This is a genomic window from Streptomyces colonosanans (genome assembly GCF_001866645.1).
Classification (GTDB): Bacteria; Actinomycetota; Actinomycetes; order Streptomycetales; family Streptomycetaceae; genus Streptomyces; species Streptomyces colonosanans.
This window is the reverse complement of record NZ_MLYP01000058.1, coordinates 198,846-213,154: the sequence shown is the minus strand read 5'-3', so window position 1 is coordinate 213,154 and position 14,309 is coordinate 198,846. Positions and strand designations below refer to the sequence as shown.

The window sequence follows — 14,309 nt, the reverse complement described above, 5'->3', positions numbered from 1 at the left end:
GGCCTGCGACGACGAAATTGACGAGGAGACGGATGTCATCCCGCTGAAAATCTTCGGCATAGGCAAGGAGCCCTGGAAGGATTTCATCGGATAACGCGTTACCATCACCGAATTCATTTGTTGCATTCAGGTGAATTCGAGATTCAAACCGCCACTCAATAACCTCACACAACATCGAGGGAGAAAAATTTCATGAGCCCAAATCCTTCCCCTCGGGTCGGCCTGGTGACCGGCGGGTCCGGCGGCATCGGCCGCGCGGTCGTCAGGAGGCTCGCCAAGGACGGCCTGGCTCTTGGCGTGCACTACGTCAGCAACAAGGACATGGCCGACCGCTTGGTCGACGAGATCACCTCGGGCGGCGGCCGGGCGATCGCCGTTGGCGGCGACGTCGCCGACGAGCATGCGATGGCCGTCGCCTTCGACGCCGTCGAAGCCGCCTTCGGCGGCATCGACGTCACGGTGCACGCCGCCGGCATCATGCGGCCCGGCCAGATTGCGACCCTGAACCTGAATGACCTCGACCAGATCCATCGCACGAACATCCGCGGCACGTTCGTCGTCGACCAGCAGGCTGCCCGACGGCTCCGCGCCGGTGGGACGATCGTCAACTTCTCCACCTCGCTGACCCGCACACAGTTCCCCGCATACGGCGCGTACGTGGCGAGCAAGGCGGCCGTCGAGGCCATCACCCTGGTCCTCGCTCGCGAGCTGCGCGGCAAGGACATCACTGTCAACGCCGTCGCCCCCGGCCCCATCGCCACTTCGCTGTTTCTCGACGGTAAGGACGAGGCAGTCATCGACAACCTCGCCAAGGCCGTGCCACTCGCACGTCTGGGGCTTCCCGAGGACATCGCCGAGACGGTTGCCTTCCTCGCGGGACCGGCCCGCTGGGTCAATGGCCAGGTCCTGTTCAGCAACGGCGGTCTTGCCTGAACAGTCTTTACGGAGGTTGGACTACGGAGGTTGGACTCGGGTAGTCGTGCTGAGTTACCAACGGAGAATTGTGTGGGGAGTCGCCGGTGACTGGCTGGCCGGCCGAAGTTCTGCTGTGCGTCATCGTCCTGGCAGGTGCGTCGGTGCAGTGGCTCACCGGCATGGGGTTCGCGCTCGTCGCGGTACCGGCATTGATCCTGGTCCTCGGCCCCGGAACGGGGGTGGCGTTGGCCAACTGCGCGGCCGGCGCCATCAGCGTGGTCGGCATTGCCGAAGGCTGGAGAAACATACGCCTGCTGGCAATGATGCCGTTGATCGCCGCGGCAGCGTGCACCGTACCGGCCGGGACCTGGACGGCCGCACAGCTACCCGAGTCGGTGCTGTTGATCGGCGTAGGGGCACTGGTGAGTGCGGCGGTTCTGTTGGTGATGCGTGGACTGCGCATTCCCGCGCTGCGTGGCGCCTGGGGAGCTGTGGCGGCGGGGGCCGTGGGTGGCTTCATGAACTCGTCGGCCGCAGTGGGCGGTCCACCGTTGTCCTTGTACGCCGTGAATGCGGGCTGGACCGTGCGGGAGTTCGTCCCCAACGCACAGCTGTACGGGGTAGTGGTGAACGCGTTGTCCCTTGCGGCAAACGGCATGCCGCGGCTCAACCCGTCGGTCTGGGGATTGGTCGTTCTCGCCATGACGGCAGGTGCCACGATCGGAAAAGTGCTGGCGGGTCGAGTGCCGGACGGACACGCTCGTCGTCTCGTGCTCCTGCTTGCACTGTCCGGTGGGATATCGGCCCTCACGAAGGGGCTGTGGAAGCTCCAGGGGCTTTAGCGCCTGGGACTGTCGCGGCTCCGGGCGCTTTGCCTCACCTGACTATGGCCTCACCTGTCGGTGATCGCGGAGAGCCAAGCCGTGTCCTCCGGACCCGGCGCTTCGAGGCCGAGCGAGGGCAGCCGGCGGACCTCGCCCGATCGCAGGGCGACCGTGGCCCGTGGCCGCATCGGCCCGTCGCCCCTGCGTGAGAGCAGGACAAGTTCCCAGACTGTCGCCGTCATGGCGTCGAGCCGGGTGGCACAGTCGGCGGTGACTCGCCGCGGATCCCGGGTCCGGCCCAGGGACAGATGTGGGGTGAAGTTCTTGGCGGGCCCACGGCAGCGCGGGAACCGCTGCTGCAGTGCGCGGTGCAGGTCCGCCCACGGCGCCTCGCCGGCCGCCGTCGGGTCGAGCCACACGGTGAAGTACGCCCTGTGCCGGAAGGTGCGCACCCCGTCCAGCCGGACGGTGAAGACCGGCGTCCCGGCCGTCGCCACGGCGAGCAGCGGGGCAGCCCGTTCGAAGTCGGACTCCGGCACGAAGCCGAAGAGCACATTGACGTGCGGCGGCCACCGGTGGATCTGTGGATCGTAATCCCGGCGGATGTCCTGGATCGGCGGCCACAGCTCCGCGGGCGGGATCCAGGCCACCGCCGTGCGGGCCGTCGGGGACACGTCAAGGACACCGACGGGCTCGCTCCTGCCGGAGCTCGTGTCGAAACTCAGGTCTACTTGTGGGTCCCGCACCCGGCCGGCGCCGGACGCGTCGATGCGGTCCACGCCCGTGGCCCGGTCCCAGACCACCTCGCCGTCCGCCTCGATGAACACCACCCGGTGCCACGGGATGTCACCCCCGGGCACGAAGGAAGACAGCGGGATGCGTTCGAAGGCACCCCCGCGCAGGCTGATCCCCAACACGAAGCGGGCCGGGTCGAACCGCGGATCCCAGCGGACCCGGTGATAGATCTCGTCGCTGGTTCGCATCTCGCCTCCTCCCCCGCCTTCACACCTTCTCTTCTTCCAGGGTGCCGCCCACCCCGTCCTCGACGGTTGTTCCGCTCGCACCGCGACGCATCAGGCACGATGCGTGACGGTGCCGGGGCGTGGCACCCCGGCAACCCTGGCGTCGGCGACCAAGGGGCAGGCCAGCGGGACGGACACTCAACCGCCGTCCAGGACGGAGCAGCCGGACAGCCCTGGGCCGATCGAGAAGGTGGCACCGGGCGCCGCGTGGTCGACGGGACCGTTGAACCGGGTCGAGGCGCGTGCCACCGCCTGCTGTGGGGTGAGGAATCGGCCGACGTGGGTGACGATCAATCGGCCTGCCCGGGCCGCGTCGGCCGTGTCGCCGGTGTCTTCGGGCGTGTGGTGTACCTGCACGCCCTCGGCCGGCGCCTGGGCGCTCTCGGCCTCGCACAGCAGCACGTCGCACCCGTTGGCCAGCTGCGTGAGGTTCGCACACGGCGCTGTGTCCCCGGAGTAGACCAGCGACCGGCCTTCGGCCTCGATGCGCACGGCGAAGGCCGGGATGCCGTGTTCCACTGCCCGGCTCGTCAACGTGATTGCGCCGACGTGCGTCTGATGCCCGTCATACAGCTCATGGACGGTGAAGGCGGACTCGACCGGGCTGCGCGTCGAGGTGTTGGTCAGGAAGTGGGCCAGCCGGTCAGCGATGCCCGGCGGCCCGAACAGAGGGATGGGCGCGGCGAGTTGAACGTCCGCGAAAAGCGCCGCGTAGTAGGCGGTGAGCAGGTCCGCGCTGTGATCGGCGTGCAGGTGCGAGATCCAGATCGCATCCACCTCATCGAGCCGGACATGCCGCTGCAGCTCCGCCAAAGTGCCGCTTCCCGCGTCCACCCAGACCCGGGTTTCGCCGCTGGACACCAGATAGCCGGAGCACGGATTGTCCACGCTCGCATAGGGCGTGGCACACCCCAGGACAGTGAGACGCAGAAGATCGCTGACCATCCGGCGAGTCTACAGAACGCGTGATCCACGGGTATTGACAACTTCTCCTCGGAACAGTCCCGTTGCTTGAAGACGACGGGGTGAGGTGCCCTGCCGGGAGTCGCGAGCCGGTGAACCCTTCCGGTCGCAGCACTACGGGCAGCGGACGACCTGCCCCGCGTACGACAGGTTGCCGCCGAACCCGAAGAGCAGCACACGGTCGCCGGTCGAGATCTCGCCGCGCTCCACGAGCTTGGAGAGCGCGAGCGGGACGCTCGCCGCCGAGGTGTTCCCGGACTCGGCGACATCGCGGGCGACGACTGCGTTCACGGCGCCGAGCTTCGCGGCGAGCGGCTCGACGATGCGCAGGTTCGCCTGGTGAAGCACCACCGCGTCGAGGTCCTCGGGCGCGATCCCGGCCCGCTCGCAGACCTGGCGCGCGATGGGCGGCAGCTGGGTCGTCGCCCACCGGTACACGCTCTGCCCTTCCTGCGCGAACCGCGGCGGCATGCCCTCGATGCGCACCGCGTGCCCCATCCCGGGTACCGAGCCCCACAACACGGGCCCGATCCCGGGCTCTTCACCGGGCGGGCATGCCTCGACGACAGCGGCCCCGGCACCGTCCCCGACCAGGACGCAGGTCGTGCGGTCGGTCCAGTCCGTGATATCGGACATCTTGTCGGCTCCGATGACGAGCGCCCGCGACGAGGCGCCCGCACGCACCGCGTGGTCGGCGGTGGCGAGCGCGTGCGTGAAACCGGCACAGACGACGTTGACGTCCATCGCCGCGGGCTGCGGGATGCCGAGCCGGGCGGCGACACGGGCGGCCATGTTCGGCGAGCGGTCGACGGCCGTGCTGGTGGCGACCACGACCAGGTCGATGTCGCCGGGCGCCAGGCCCGCCGCCGCGAGCGCCTTGGCGGCGGCGTGCGCGGCCAGTTCGTCGACGGGCTCGTCGGGCCCGGCGATGTGGCGCGTGCGGATGCCCACCCGGCTCCTGATCCACTCGTCGCTGGTGTCGACCATGTCCGCCAGCTCCTCGTTGGTGAGCACCTTGGCGGGCTGGTAGTGGCCGACTGCGGCGATGCGTGAGCCGTTCATGGGTGGTTCCCCCTCGTTGCCGTGCGTGTCGGGTTCCACCAGTCTGATAAGTGACTCATGGGTACGACGGCATGACAATCAACAGGAATAGGGTGTGCGTGTTGTCGGCTTCCCTCACCCCGGGTGTCCGGCGTGCGCCTCCCGCGACGCGGGCCGCGATCTCACTCTGCCGGTGCAGGACAATGAGACCGCGTAGGTCACCTCGCCGCGCCGCGACCCGGTGCCCTACGGCAATCTTCGCATCAAGGGCCATTTCGGCTGCCAGCACGCACAGAACCGGGGCTGATCACACATGGGACGAGTCACGGAACGACGCAAGGTGATCCGTATCCGGGACGGGGCCGTCTCGTCCCGCCCGGACACACTGGTCGCCGAGGAGCCGCTGGAGATCCGGCTGAACGGCAAACCGCTCGCGATCACCATGCGCACGCCCGGCGACGACTTCGCACTCGCCGCGGGCTTCCTGGTGAGCGAGGGCGTTCTGGGCGCCGCCTCGGACCTGCAGAACATCGTGTACTGCGCGGGCGCCACAGCCGAGGGCTCCAACACCTACAACGTGGTGGACGTGAGAACCGCGCCCGGCGTGGTGCTCCCGGACATCACACTGGAGCGAAACGTCTACACCACGTCCTCGTGCGGCCTGTGCGGCAAGGCGAGCCTGGACGCGGTCCGCACGACGGCGCGTTGGCCGATCGCGGACACTCCCCCGCTGCAGGTGTCGCCGGAGCTGCTCGCCGGCCTCCCCGACCGACTGCGCGCGGCTCAGCGGGTGTTCGACCGGACCGGGGGCCTGCACGCGGCGGCCCTGTTCTCCGAGGACGGGGAGCTGCTCGACATCCGCGAGGACGTGGGCCGGCACAACGCGGTCGACAAACTCGTCGGCCGCGCCCTGCAAAGCGGCGACCTGCCGCTGTCCCGCACGGTCCTGCTGGTCTCGGGCCGGGCCTCCTTCGAACTGGCGCAGAAGGCCGTGATGGCGGGCATCCCGGTACTGGCCGCGGTCTCCGCGCCCTCCTCGCTCGCGGTGGATCTGGCCGCCGAGACGGGCCTGACCCTGGTGGGCTTCCTGCGGGGCAGCTCCATGAACGTGTACGCGGGCGAGCACCGCATCGCCCTGCGGGCCACGGCCCCCCAGGGCTGACCGGGCCCCCTCTGCGGTACGACCGTCGGGATCAGCGGGAGCGGGAGCCCTCCGGGGTGGCGCCGCGGCCGGAGAAGGTAGTGGACCAGAGGGCGTCCGCAGGCGCAGGCTGGATCCCCTCACACTGGCGCGAAAGGGACAAGGCATGGGCCTGCAGGGACAACGGACCGTCATCATCGGCGGCACGTCGGGCATCGGACTCGGGGTCGCGGAGGCCGCCGCGCGGGAGGGCGCGGAGGTGGTCGTGGCCTCCCGCCGACAGGAGAGCGTCGACGCGGCGCTCAAGCGATTGCCGCAGGGCGCCGAGGGGCACGCCCTGGACGCCACCGACGAGACCGCGGTGCGCGGCTTCTTCGAGCGGCTCGGCAACTTCGACCATCTGGTCTACACGGCTGGCGAGTCACCGCTGCTGGAGAGCCTCGCGGAGTCGGACCTGACGCGGGCCAGGCGGTTCCTGGACACCCGGCTGTGGGGCGCGTACGCGGCCGTCAAATACGGCGCGCCCCTGATCCGGAAGGGCGGATCCGTCGTACTGACCACGGGGATCGCGGGCCATCGGCCGAAGCCGGGCACGAGCGTCGGCGCGAGCCTGTGCGGGGCTATGGAGTCGCTCACCCGGGCCCTGGCCCTGGAACTCGCCCCGCTGCGGGTCAACGTGGTCTCGCCCGGCGTGGTCCGCACCGAGCTGTGGCGAGACCTGCCCGAGGCGGACCGGAACCGGCACTACGAGTCCGCCGCCGCCTCGCTCCCCATGGGCCGGGTGGGCACGCCGGACGATGTCGCGGAGGCGTACCTGTATCTGATGCGCGGCGGCTTCAGCACCGGCTCGGTGGTGGTCGTGGACGGCGGCGGCCTGCTGGTCTGAACCGTCAGCCGCAGACGGTGCGACACCTCAGCCCGAACGTGTCTCCGTACCGGCAGCGGCGCGTGACGCCGCTGTCTGCTCCGGGCCGGTCGGCGACGCCTCCGCGTCGTGGGAGCGGCGCTTGGCGATCACCGCGCAGACCATGAGCTGCATCTGGTGGAAGAGCATCAGGGGGAGCACGGCGAGGGCGGCGTGCGTGCCGAACAGGACGCTCGCCATGGGCAGTCCGGAGGCGAGGGACTTCTTCGACCCGGCGAACTGGATCGCGATCCGGTCCCCCCGGTCGAAGCCCAGGGCCCGGCTTCCGTACCAGGTCAGGGCGAGCATCACGGCAAGCAGCGCCGCTTCGACGACGAGCAGGCCGCCGAGCCGCGGCGGGCTCACCTGGTGCCAGATGCCCTGCACCATGCCCTCACTGAACGCGGTGTAGACGACGATCAGGATCGAGCCGCGGTCGACGAGCCCGAGCACCTTCCGGTGCCGCGTGACGAACCCGCCGATCCACCGGCGCAGCGCCTGCCCCGCCAGGAACGGCACCAGCAACTGCAGCACGATCTTGACGAGTGAGTCCGCGGAGAACCCACCGCCGCTGTTGCCGAGCAGCACCGCTGCGAGCAGCGGCGTGATGACGATGCCGGCGAGGGAGGAGAAGGAGCCCGCGCAGATCGCGGCGGGCACATTGCCACGGGCGATCGAGGTGAAGGCGATCGACGACTGGATGGTCGACGGGACGAGAGTGAGGAAGAGCAGTCCGGTGTGGAGGTCGTGCGTCAGAAGCACCGGCACCAGTCCGCGGGTCGCGATGCCCAGCACGGGGAAGGCCACGAACGTGCAGGCCAGCACGGTGACATGAAGTCGCCAGTGCCTGAGCCCGGCCAGGGCCTCATGGGTGGAGAGCCGGGCCCCGTACAGGAAGAAGAGGAAGGCGATCGCCGCCGTGGAGGCGCCCGACGCGACGTCGGCGGCCGTTCCCCGCGCCGGGAGGAGGGCCGCAAGTCCCACGGCCCCCAGCAGCAGGAGGATGTACGGGTCTACGGGCATCCAACGCGGCCATTGCAGGCGATTCACTGTGCTCCACTACTTCGCTGTACGTCCGGTGCCGGGCACGGTCGTGCCCTCCTCATCGTCTCCTGCCGCGAGCGATCGGGAATCCGCCATACCGCTCTGACTGTCATCGCGTATCGCGATAGCCTGTAGGTGTGTACGACCCGCCCCACCTGCGTACGTTCCTGGCGGTGGCCCAGACACTCAGCTTCACGCAGGCCGCCCGGCGCCTCGGACTGCGCCAGTCGACCGTCAGCCAGCATGTGCGCCGTCTGGAGGACGCGACGGGACGGCAGCTCTTCCTGCGGGACACCCACTCCGTCGAGCTGACGGAGGACGGCGAGGCGATGCTCGGTTTCGCCCGCCGGATCCTTCAGGTGCACGAGCAGGCGACGGCGTACTTCACCGGGACGCGGCTGCGGGGCAGGCTGCGGTTCGGAGCCTCGGAGGACTTCGTGCTGACCCGGCTGCCGGAGATCCTGGAGGGCTTCCGCCACGACCACCCCGAGGTGGACCTGGAGCTGACGGTCGAGCTGTCGGGCACCCTGCACGAACAGCTCACCGCCGGCAGGCTCGACCTGGTGCTGGCCAAGCGGCGCCCCCAGGACCCGCGCGGCGAACTGGTCTGGCGCGACAGGCTGGTGTGGATCGGCGCCGAGCGGTTGCGCCTCGCCCCCGACCGCCCGGTTCCGCTGATCGTCTACCCCCCGCCGGGCATCACGCGCGCCCGCGCCCTGGAGGCCCTGGAGGAGCAGGGCCGCGCCTGGCGCATCGTGTGCACCAGTGGCAGCCTCAACGGCCTGCTCGCGGCGGCCCGGGCCGGGCTCGGCGTGATGGCCCATTCCCGGGGCTTGATCCCGCCCGGCCTGGTACGGATCCCCGAGCGCGCCGGCCTGCCCGAGCTGGGCGAGACCGACTTCGTCCTGGTCCAGGGCCACCGTCCGGGCCCGGCGCAGGGCGCGGCCCGGGCCCTGGCGGCGGCGATCCTGGCGGGCGGGGACCGGCTGTACCGGCGTTAGGGCCTGCGCCGGTGGTCGGCCACCACCCCGTCGAGCAGTACGTGCGGTGCCGTAAGCGCGTCGTACAGATTCCGTGGAGATTGCGGTCCGGCACCTACGGGACCGCGAGGAATTCTGTCCAGCCCTTCCCTATGTGCGGGCATTTTCCCCCGGCTGACCTGTGCGTATACGGAAAACCGCCGGAATTCCGCCCCCTCCCGCTCGGCCCTGCGGTGGGGTAGCTTTCACCGCGCTGTGCGGAGCACCACTAGGAGCGGGGATTGCGCGAGTTCACCAACCCTCCGATGACATCGGCGCCACCAGTGGGCGGTCTGGCCGACACCGTCTTCGATTATGCCCAGGAAGATCCGCTCCGTGTCGCCCTCGGCCGCAAGGACGAGCAGGGCCGGTGGCGTGACGTGACCGCCGCCGAGTTCCGCGACGAGGTCCTGGCGCTCGCCAAGGGCCTGCTGGCGGACGGAATCCGGTTCGGGGACCGGGTCGCCATCATGTGCCGTACCCGCTACGAGTGGACGCTCTTCGACTACGCGCTGTGGACGATCGGCGCCCAAGTGGTGCCCGTCTACCCCACCTCGTCGGCCGAGCAGGTCTTCTGGATGCTGCACGACGCGCAGGCGACGGCCGCGATGGTGGAGCACGAGGACCATGCGATGACGGTCGCCACGGTCATCGACCGGCTGCCGCAGCTGCGCCGGCTGTGGCAGCTGGACGCGGGCGCCCTCCAGCAGTTGTACGACACGGGCGCGCACATCGACGACGAGGTGGTCCACCGGCACCGGCGCGCGGTCACCCCCGAGTCGACGGCGACGGTCATCTACACATCCGGCACCACCGGCCGCCCCAAGGGCTGTGTGGTGTCCCACGGCAACTTCATGTTCGAGGCCGACACGGTCATCGCGCGCTGGGAGCCGGTCTTCCACACCAAGAGGGGCAGCGAGGCGGCCACGCTGCTGTTCCTGCCGCTGGCCCATGTCTTCGGGCGGATGGTGCAGGTCGCGGCCATCCGCGGCAGGGTCAGCTTCGGCCACCAGCCACAGCTGAACGCCGAGGCGCTGCTGCCCGACCTGGCCGCGTTCCGGCCGACGTTCTTCCTCGCGGTGCCGTACATCTTCGAGAAGGTCTTCAACGCGGCCCGCCGCAAGGCCGAGAAGGAGGGCCGCTCCGGCCCGTTCGAGAAGGCGGTCGAGGTCGCCGTCGCGTACGCGGACGCGCTCGAGGCGAAAGCGTGGGGCATCGGACCCGGCCCCTCGGCGGGCCTGCGCATGCAGCACCAGTTCTTCGACAAGGTGGTGTACGCCAAGATCCGCGCCGCGATGGGCGGCCGGGTGCGGCACGCGATGTCGGGCGGCTCGGCGATGGACCGCCGGCTCGGGCTGTTCTTCGCGGGCGCCGGCGTACAGGTCTACGAAGGGTACGGGCTGACGGAGTCGACAGCGGCCGCGACCGCGAACCCGCCCGAGCGCACCAGGTACGGCACGGTCGGACAGGCCATCCCCGGCACGACCGTGCATATCGCGGACGACGGCGAGATCTGGCTGCACGGCGGCAATGTCTTCCAGGGCTACCTCAACAACGCCAAGGCCACCGACGAGACCCTGCACGACGGCTGGCTCGCCACCGGCGACCTCGGCTCACTCGACGAGGACGGCTATCTGACGATCACCGGCCGCAAGAAGGAGATCCTGGTGACCTCCGGCGGCAAGAGCATGTCACCGGGGCCGCTGGAGGAGCGCGTGCGGGACCACCCGCTGGTCGCGCAGTGCATCGTCGTCGGCAACGACCGCCCCTACGTGGCCGCGCTGATCACGCTCGACACCGAGGCCGTGGAGCACTGGCTGCAGATGCGCGGCAAGCCACGGCTGCCCCCGGAGCAGCTGGTGTGCGACTTCGACCTGGAGACGGAGGTGCGGCGCGCGGTGATCTCCGCGAACACCCTGGTCTCGAAGGCCGAGTCGATCCGCACCTTCCGGATCCTTGCGCACCAGTTCACCGAGGAACACGGCCTGCTCACCCCGTCGCTGAAGCTGAAGCGCAGGGCGATCGAGAACGCGTACGCGAACGAGGTGGAGGCGCTGTACCAGGCGTGAGCCCGGCGCACGCCGCGTCTTGTCGCAGGCCGGGCATCGGTCCGCACCGATGGCGACCGTTCCGTTTCCGGCCGATCCGTGGTCCCTGTCGAGATTCCGGGGGGAATCAGCCGGTCAGGAATGCATGCCGGGACGTGATCGTTGACGATGTCAGTATCACCCGTATCATCCGTCGACTTAAGGATCAAGAGCTCGTGAGCAGCAAGGTCCCTCCGATCATCCTGAACAACGGCGTCGAGATGCCCCAGCTGGGCTTCGGCGTCTGGCAGGTGCCCGACGACGAGGCGGAGAGCGCCGTCGCCACCGCGCTGGAGGCCGGGTACCGCAGCATCGACACAGCGGCGATCTACGGCAACGAAGAGGGAGTCGGCAAGGCGGTCGCCACGTCCGGCATCCGCCGCGAGGACCTCTTCGTCACCACCAAGCTGTGGAACAGCGATCAGGGATACGACTCCACGCTGCGCGCCTTCGACACGTCGTTGGAGAAGCTCGGCCTGGAGTACGTGGATCTGTACCTGATCCACTGGCCGCTGCCGTCCCGGGGCACGTTCGTCGAGACATACAAGGCCTTCGAGAAGATCTACGCGGACGGCCGCGCCAAGGCGATCGGTGTCTCCAACTTCCTTCCGGAGCACCTGGAGACGCTGATCGGCGCCACGTCCGTCATCCCGGCGGTCAACCAGATCGAGCTGCACCCGCATCTGCAGCAGCACGCGGCGCGCGAATACCACGCAGAACAGGGCATCCACACCGAGGCCTGGTCGCCGCTCGGCCAGGGCAAGGGTCTCCTGGAGGTCCCGGCGATCGTCGCCATCGCCCAGAAGCACGGCCGCTCCCCGGCCCAGATCGTGCTGCGCTGGCACCTCCAGCTCGGCACCATCGTCATCCCGAAGTCCGTGACGCCGTCGCGGATCAAGGAGAACATCCAGGTCTTCGACTTCTCGCTGGACACGGAGGACATGGCCGCGATCAGCGCGCTCAACGAGGACCGCCGTATCGGCCCCGACCCGGCCGCGTTCGACATGGTCTGACGCCGTCAGGTTCGGCACCTCACCCGGCCGGCCCGACCGCGTTCCACGCGGCCGGGCCGTCGTCGGGTCCGGCGTGTCCGGTGCCGCGCCTTTCGGCGCAGGTCAGTTCGGCTGCCCGATCGGCCGTATGACCACGGTGTTGACGTCCACACCCTCGGGTTGGCGGATCGCCCACACCACCGAGTCGGCGATCTGGTCGGCGGTCAGCAGGTGGCCCGGCGGCAGGCTGCCCAGCTCGTCCCAGAACGGGGTTTCCACCCGGCCGGGCGCGATCAGGGTCACGCCCACCCCCCACTCGGTCACCTGGCGGCGGGTGTTCTCCGCGAGCGCGGTGATGGCCCACTTAGTCGCCCCGTAGAGGTTGCCGGGCGTGGGCACGAACCCGGCGACGCTGCCGACCAGCACGATCCGGCCGCGGGTCTCCTTCAGGGCGTCGACGGCGGCGCGGATGAGGAAGGCCGGGCCAAGGACGTTGGTGAGCACCATCTCGGTCCACCCGGCCGGATCGCCCTCGGCGACCGTGTCGTGCGTGGCGAAGCCGGCGTTGGCGACCACCGTGTCGAGCCGTCCGAACTCCTTGAGCGTGGTCTCGACGGCAGCCGTCACCTGGTCGTACTCGGCGGTACTGCCGACGATCGTCAACAGGCCCTCGGGATTGCCGAGTTCGGTGGCGAAGTCGCGCAGCCGCTGCTCGCCCCGCCCGGTGACGGCCACCCGGTGCCCGGCGTCCAGCAGTTGCCGGGCGACGGCGGCCCCGATGCCGCTGCCGCCTCCGGTGATGAGTGCGACTGGAGAATCGATCATGGCTGCCCCCTCGTTGTCGGTGAACGGTCGGGGAGTCAATCACTTGGAGAGCGCTCCAAGTCAAACGGCTGCGGCGCGAAGGGCGGTTCAGAAGGTCCGCACGGCTGTGTGCACGGTGTATGCCTTCAGGACGAAGACGTCCTTCCTGCAGTGCGCGCTCGCCTCGTCCTCTGGGTCGAGGAGGCGGTCCAGTGTGGCGCGGTCCGCTGCGGTGGTGTCGTCGGTCAGCGCTTCGCGCAGGCGGGTGAGGGAGGCGACGACGTAGGCGCGGGCCGGTTCGGAGACCGGGGCCGGCAGGTCGAGGAGGAAGCTGCGGGTGCCGGTGTACTTCAGGCCGGCGGAGGTCAGCAGGGCCGGCCAGTCCTCGGTCTCGGCGACGGACCCGGGCAACTCCTCCCGCATGCGCGTGAACCAGTCGGCCTCCACCGCGTCGAGGCGGGCCTGCAGACCGGGCCGTCCGATGCCGATGTCCCGGGGCAGGAAGCGGGCGGGCAGACCACCCTCCAGCAGGGCAAGGGTGCCGCCGGGTGCAAGGTGTCCGGCGAACGCGGCCAGGGCGGCGCGCTGGTCTCCCAGGTGGTGCAGGCTGTTGCTGGCCCACAGCAGGTCGGCCGGGTGCTCCAGCTCGGCCAGGGCGTCCGGGAGTTCACCGGTGACGGTGGCGAAGCGGTCGGCGAAGCCGAGGCGCACGGCGCGGGTGCGGGCCCGTTCGAGGAGCGGTACGGAGCCGTCCACCGCGATGACCCGGGCGTCCGGAAAGACCTCGGCGAACAGACCGGAGACCACCCCCGGGCCGCTGCCCGTGTCGACGATCAGGCCGGGCGCGCTCACCTCCTCGGACAGCCAGGCCATAGCCTGCCGGTACAGCGGCGCGAACAACTCCGCCTGGGACTCCAGCAGCGGGGCCATCTCGGACCAGTCGATGTCGGTGTGGCCGTGGTGGTGATGGTGGTGGTCGTGCGCGCCGTGGGGGTGGCCCTGGTGCTCCTGTGCCATGGTGATCAGCCTCTCCTGTCGATGCGACCAGGGTGCCCCGACGCACGGCGACGAGGCCAATTCCGTTGCCGAAACGGCAACACCAGGTGCGACTCGCCCGTCTGTCCGCAACCTGGGCTCATGAACGACGACGGGCGATCTGCCCATACCGGGTACAGGGGGTGGCTATGCCTTACTCCCACGCGAACGCCGAGGCTCCCGGCCTCCCCGCGCGCATCGGTTCCGGCACGGCTGCCGGTCCGGGACCTGCTGAGAGGACGGGGAGTTGACGCGTTTCGGTCAGCGCCCTCTATGCATAGGTCCGCGCAAGTGCGGTCACGGTTGCGGTGATGCGTGCGCGCAGCTCGGGTGGCTCCAGCACCTCGATCGCGGTGCCGAGCCGCAGGAACTCGTCGTGGGCGTGCTCGACGGACTCGATGGGGACGGTGGCGACGGTCCACCCGTCGTCGCCTGTAAGTCCGTTGGCATCCACCGCTCGTACCGCCGGGCCGGTGAGGCGGGTTCCCGGTGCGAGCCGGACGACCGCCTCATCCCGG

General features: G+C 69.8%; 13 protein-coding genes and 1 pseudogene. 7 read left to right on the top strand and 7 right to left on the bottom strand.

From position 1 onward, the window contains the following. Window positions 1–192 precede the first annotated feature (192 nt). Together BIV24_RS22490 and BIV24_RS22485 are read left to right on the top strand one after the other, a co-directional pair. Window positions 193–933, top strand: a complete 741-nt coding sequence (locus tag BIV24_RS22490; RefSeq protein ID WP_071368203.1) for an SDR family oxidoreductase — start codon at window positions 193–195, stop codon at window positions 931–933. 86 nt (window positions 934–1,019) lie between these two features. After that, window positions 1,020–1,757: a sulfite exporter TauE/SafE family protein gene (locus BIV24_RS22485; protein WP_071368202.1), complete on the top strand. Its 738-nt coding sequence runs from the start codon at window positions 1,020–1,022 to the stop codon at window positions 1,755–1,757. Window positions 1,758–1,885: 128 nt separating this feature from the next. Here the strand turns inward: BIV24_RS22485 and BIV24_RS22480 are convergent. The 3 genes and pseudogenes from BIV24_RS22480 to BIV24_RS22470 all read right to left on the bottom strand — a co-directional run. Then, window positions 1,886–2,722 (bottom strand): annotated as a pseudogene (locus BIV24_RS22480) (RNA repair domain-containing protein); the annotation flags it as partial. Between the two features lie 177 nt (window positions 2,723–2,899). Further along, window positions 2,900–3,706 carry an MBL fold metallo-hydrolase gene (locus BIV24_RS22475; protein ID WP_071368200.1) on the bottom strand — a complete coding sequence of 269 codons (807 nt, stop codon included), beginning with the start codon at window positions 3,704–3,706 and terminating at the stop codon, window positions 2,900–2,902. A 132-nt stretch (window positions 3,707–3,838) separates the two neighbouring features. After that, the gene (locus BIV24_RS22470) at window positions 3,839–4,786 is read right to left on the bottom strand and encodes a beta-ketoacyl-ACP synthase III (protein WP_071368306.1); all 948 of its coding nucleotides are present in this window, start codon (window positions 4,784–4,786) and stop codon (window positions 3,839–3,841) included. A 292-nt stretch (window positions 4,787–5,078) separates the two neighbouring features. Here BIV24_RS22470 and fdhD point away from each other — a divergent pair, with 292 nt between their 5' ends. Next, a complete protein-coding gene (fdhD, locus tag BIV24_RS22465; protein WP_071368199.1) occupies window positions 5,079–5,927 on the top strand; it encodes a formate dehydrogenase accessory sulfurtransferase FdhD in 849 nt (282 codons plus the stop codon). A 145-nt stretch (window positions 5,928–6,072) separates the two neighbouring features. Continuing rightward, window positions 6,073–6,792: an SDR family oxidoreductase gene (locus BIV24_RS22460; RefSeq protein WP_071368198.1), complete on the top strand. Its 720-nt coding sequence runs from the start codon at window positions 6,073–6,075 to the stop codon at window positions 6,790–6,792. Window positions 6,793–6,819: 27 nt separating this feature from the next. Here BIV24_RS22460 and BIV24_RS22455 read toward each other — a convergent pair whose 3' ends face one another. Further along, window positions 6,820–7,833: a bile acid:sodium symporter family protein gene (locus BIV24_RS22455; protein WP_071368197.1), complete on the bottom strand. Its 1,014-nt coding sequence runs from the start codon at window positions 7,831–7,833 to the stop codon at window positions 6,820–6,822. 158 nt (window positions 7,834–7,991) lie between these two features. Between BIV24_RS22455 and BIV24_RS22450 the strand changes: the two genes are divergently transcribed. The 3 genes from BIV24_RS22450 to BIV24_RS22440 all read left to right on the top strand — a co-directional run bounded on the left by BIV24_RS22450 (window position 7,992) and on the right by BIV24_RS22440 (window position 11,973). Then, a complete protein-coding gene (locus tag BIV24_RS22450; protein WP_071368196.1) occupies window positions 7,992–8,855 on the top strand; it encodes a LysR substrate-binding domain-containing protein in 864 nt (287 codons plus the stop codon). Window positions 8,856–9,115: 260 nt separating this feature from the next. Beyond that, window positions 9,116–10,942: an AMP-dependent synthetase/ligase gene (locus BIV24_RS22445; RefSeq protein ID WP_071368195.1), complete on the top strand. Its 1,827-nt coding sequence runs from the start codon at window positions 9,116–9,118 to the stop codon at window positions 10,940–10,942. 194 nt (window positions 10,943–11,136) lie between these two features. Continuing rightward, window positions 11,137–11,973: an aldo/keto reductase gene (locus BIV24_RS22440; RefSeq protein ID WP_071368194.1), complete on the top strand. Its 837-nt coding sequence runs from the start codon at window positions 11,137–11,139 to the stop codon at window positions 11,971–11,973. A 102-nt stretch (window positions 11,974–12,075) separates the two neighbouring features. Here BIV24_RS22440 and BIV24_RS22435 read toward each other — a convergent pair whose 3' ends face one another. The 3 genes from BIV24_RS22435 to BIV24_RS36280 form a co-directional block, all read right to left on the bottom strand. Next, window positions 12,076–12,777 (bottom strand): SDR family oxidoreductase, encoded by a 702-nt coding sequence (locus BIV24_RS22435; protein ID WP_071368193.1) that lies wholly within the window; start codon window positions 12,775–12,777, stop codon window positions 12,076–12,078. Between the two features lie 87 nt (window positions 12,778–12,864). Next, on the bottom strand, window positions 12,865–13,773 hold the full coding sequence (locus tag BIV24_RS22430; RefSeq protein WP_071368192.1) for a class I SAM-dependent methyltransferase: 909 nt from the start codon (window positions 13,771–13,773) through the stop codon (window positions 12,865–12,867). 289 nt (window positions 13,774–14,062) lie between these two features. Continuing rightward, on the bottom strand, window positions 14,063–14,245 hold the full coding sequence (locus tag BIV24_RS36280; RefSeq protein ID WP_071368191.1) for a WYL domain-containing protein: 183 nt from the start codon (window positions 14,243–14,245) through the stop codon (window positions 14,063–14,065). Window positions 14,246–14,309 lie beyond the last annotated feature (64 nt).

Excerpts from the sequence above, each read along its gene's own strand:
- BIV24_RS22490 (WP_071368203.1), top strand. The coding sequence starts at position 193 with ATGAGCCCAAATCCTTCCCCTCGGGTCGGCCTGGTGACCGGCGGGTCC.
- BIV24_RS22475 (WP_071368200.1), bottom strand. The coding sequence starts at position 3,706 with ATGGTCAGCGATCTTCTGCGTCTCACTGTCCTGGGGTGTGCCACGCCC.
- BIV24_RS22470 (WP_071368306.1), bottom strand. The coding sequence starts at position 4,786 with ATGAACGGCTCACGCATCGCCGCAGTCGGCCACTACCAGCCCGCCAAG.
- fdhD (WP_071368199.1), top strand. The coding sequence starts at position 5,079 with ATGGGACGAGTCACGGAACGACGCAAGGTGATCCGTATCCGGGACGGG.
- BIV24_RS22460 (WP_071368198.1), top strand. The coding sequence starts at position 6,073 with ATGGGCCTGCAGGGACAACGGACCGTCATCATCGGCGGCACGTCGGGC.
- BIV24_RS22455 (WP_071368197.1), bottom strand. The coding sequence starts at position 7,833 with ATGCCCGTAGACCCGTACATCCTCCTGCTGCTGGGGGCCGTGGGACTT.
- BIV24_RS22435 (WP_071368193.1), bottom strand. The coding sequence starts at position 12,777 with ATGATCGATTCTCCAGTCGCACTCATCACCGGAGGCGGCAGCGGCATC.
- BIV24_RS22430 (WP_071368192.1), bottom strand. The coding sequence starts at position 13,773 with ATGGCACAGGAGCACCAGGGCCACCCCCACGGCGCGCACGACCACCAC.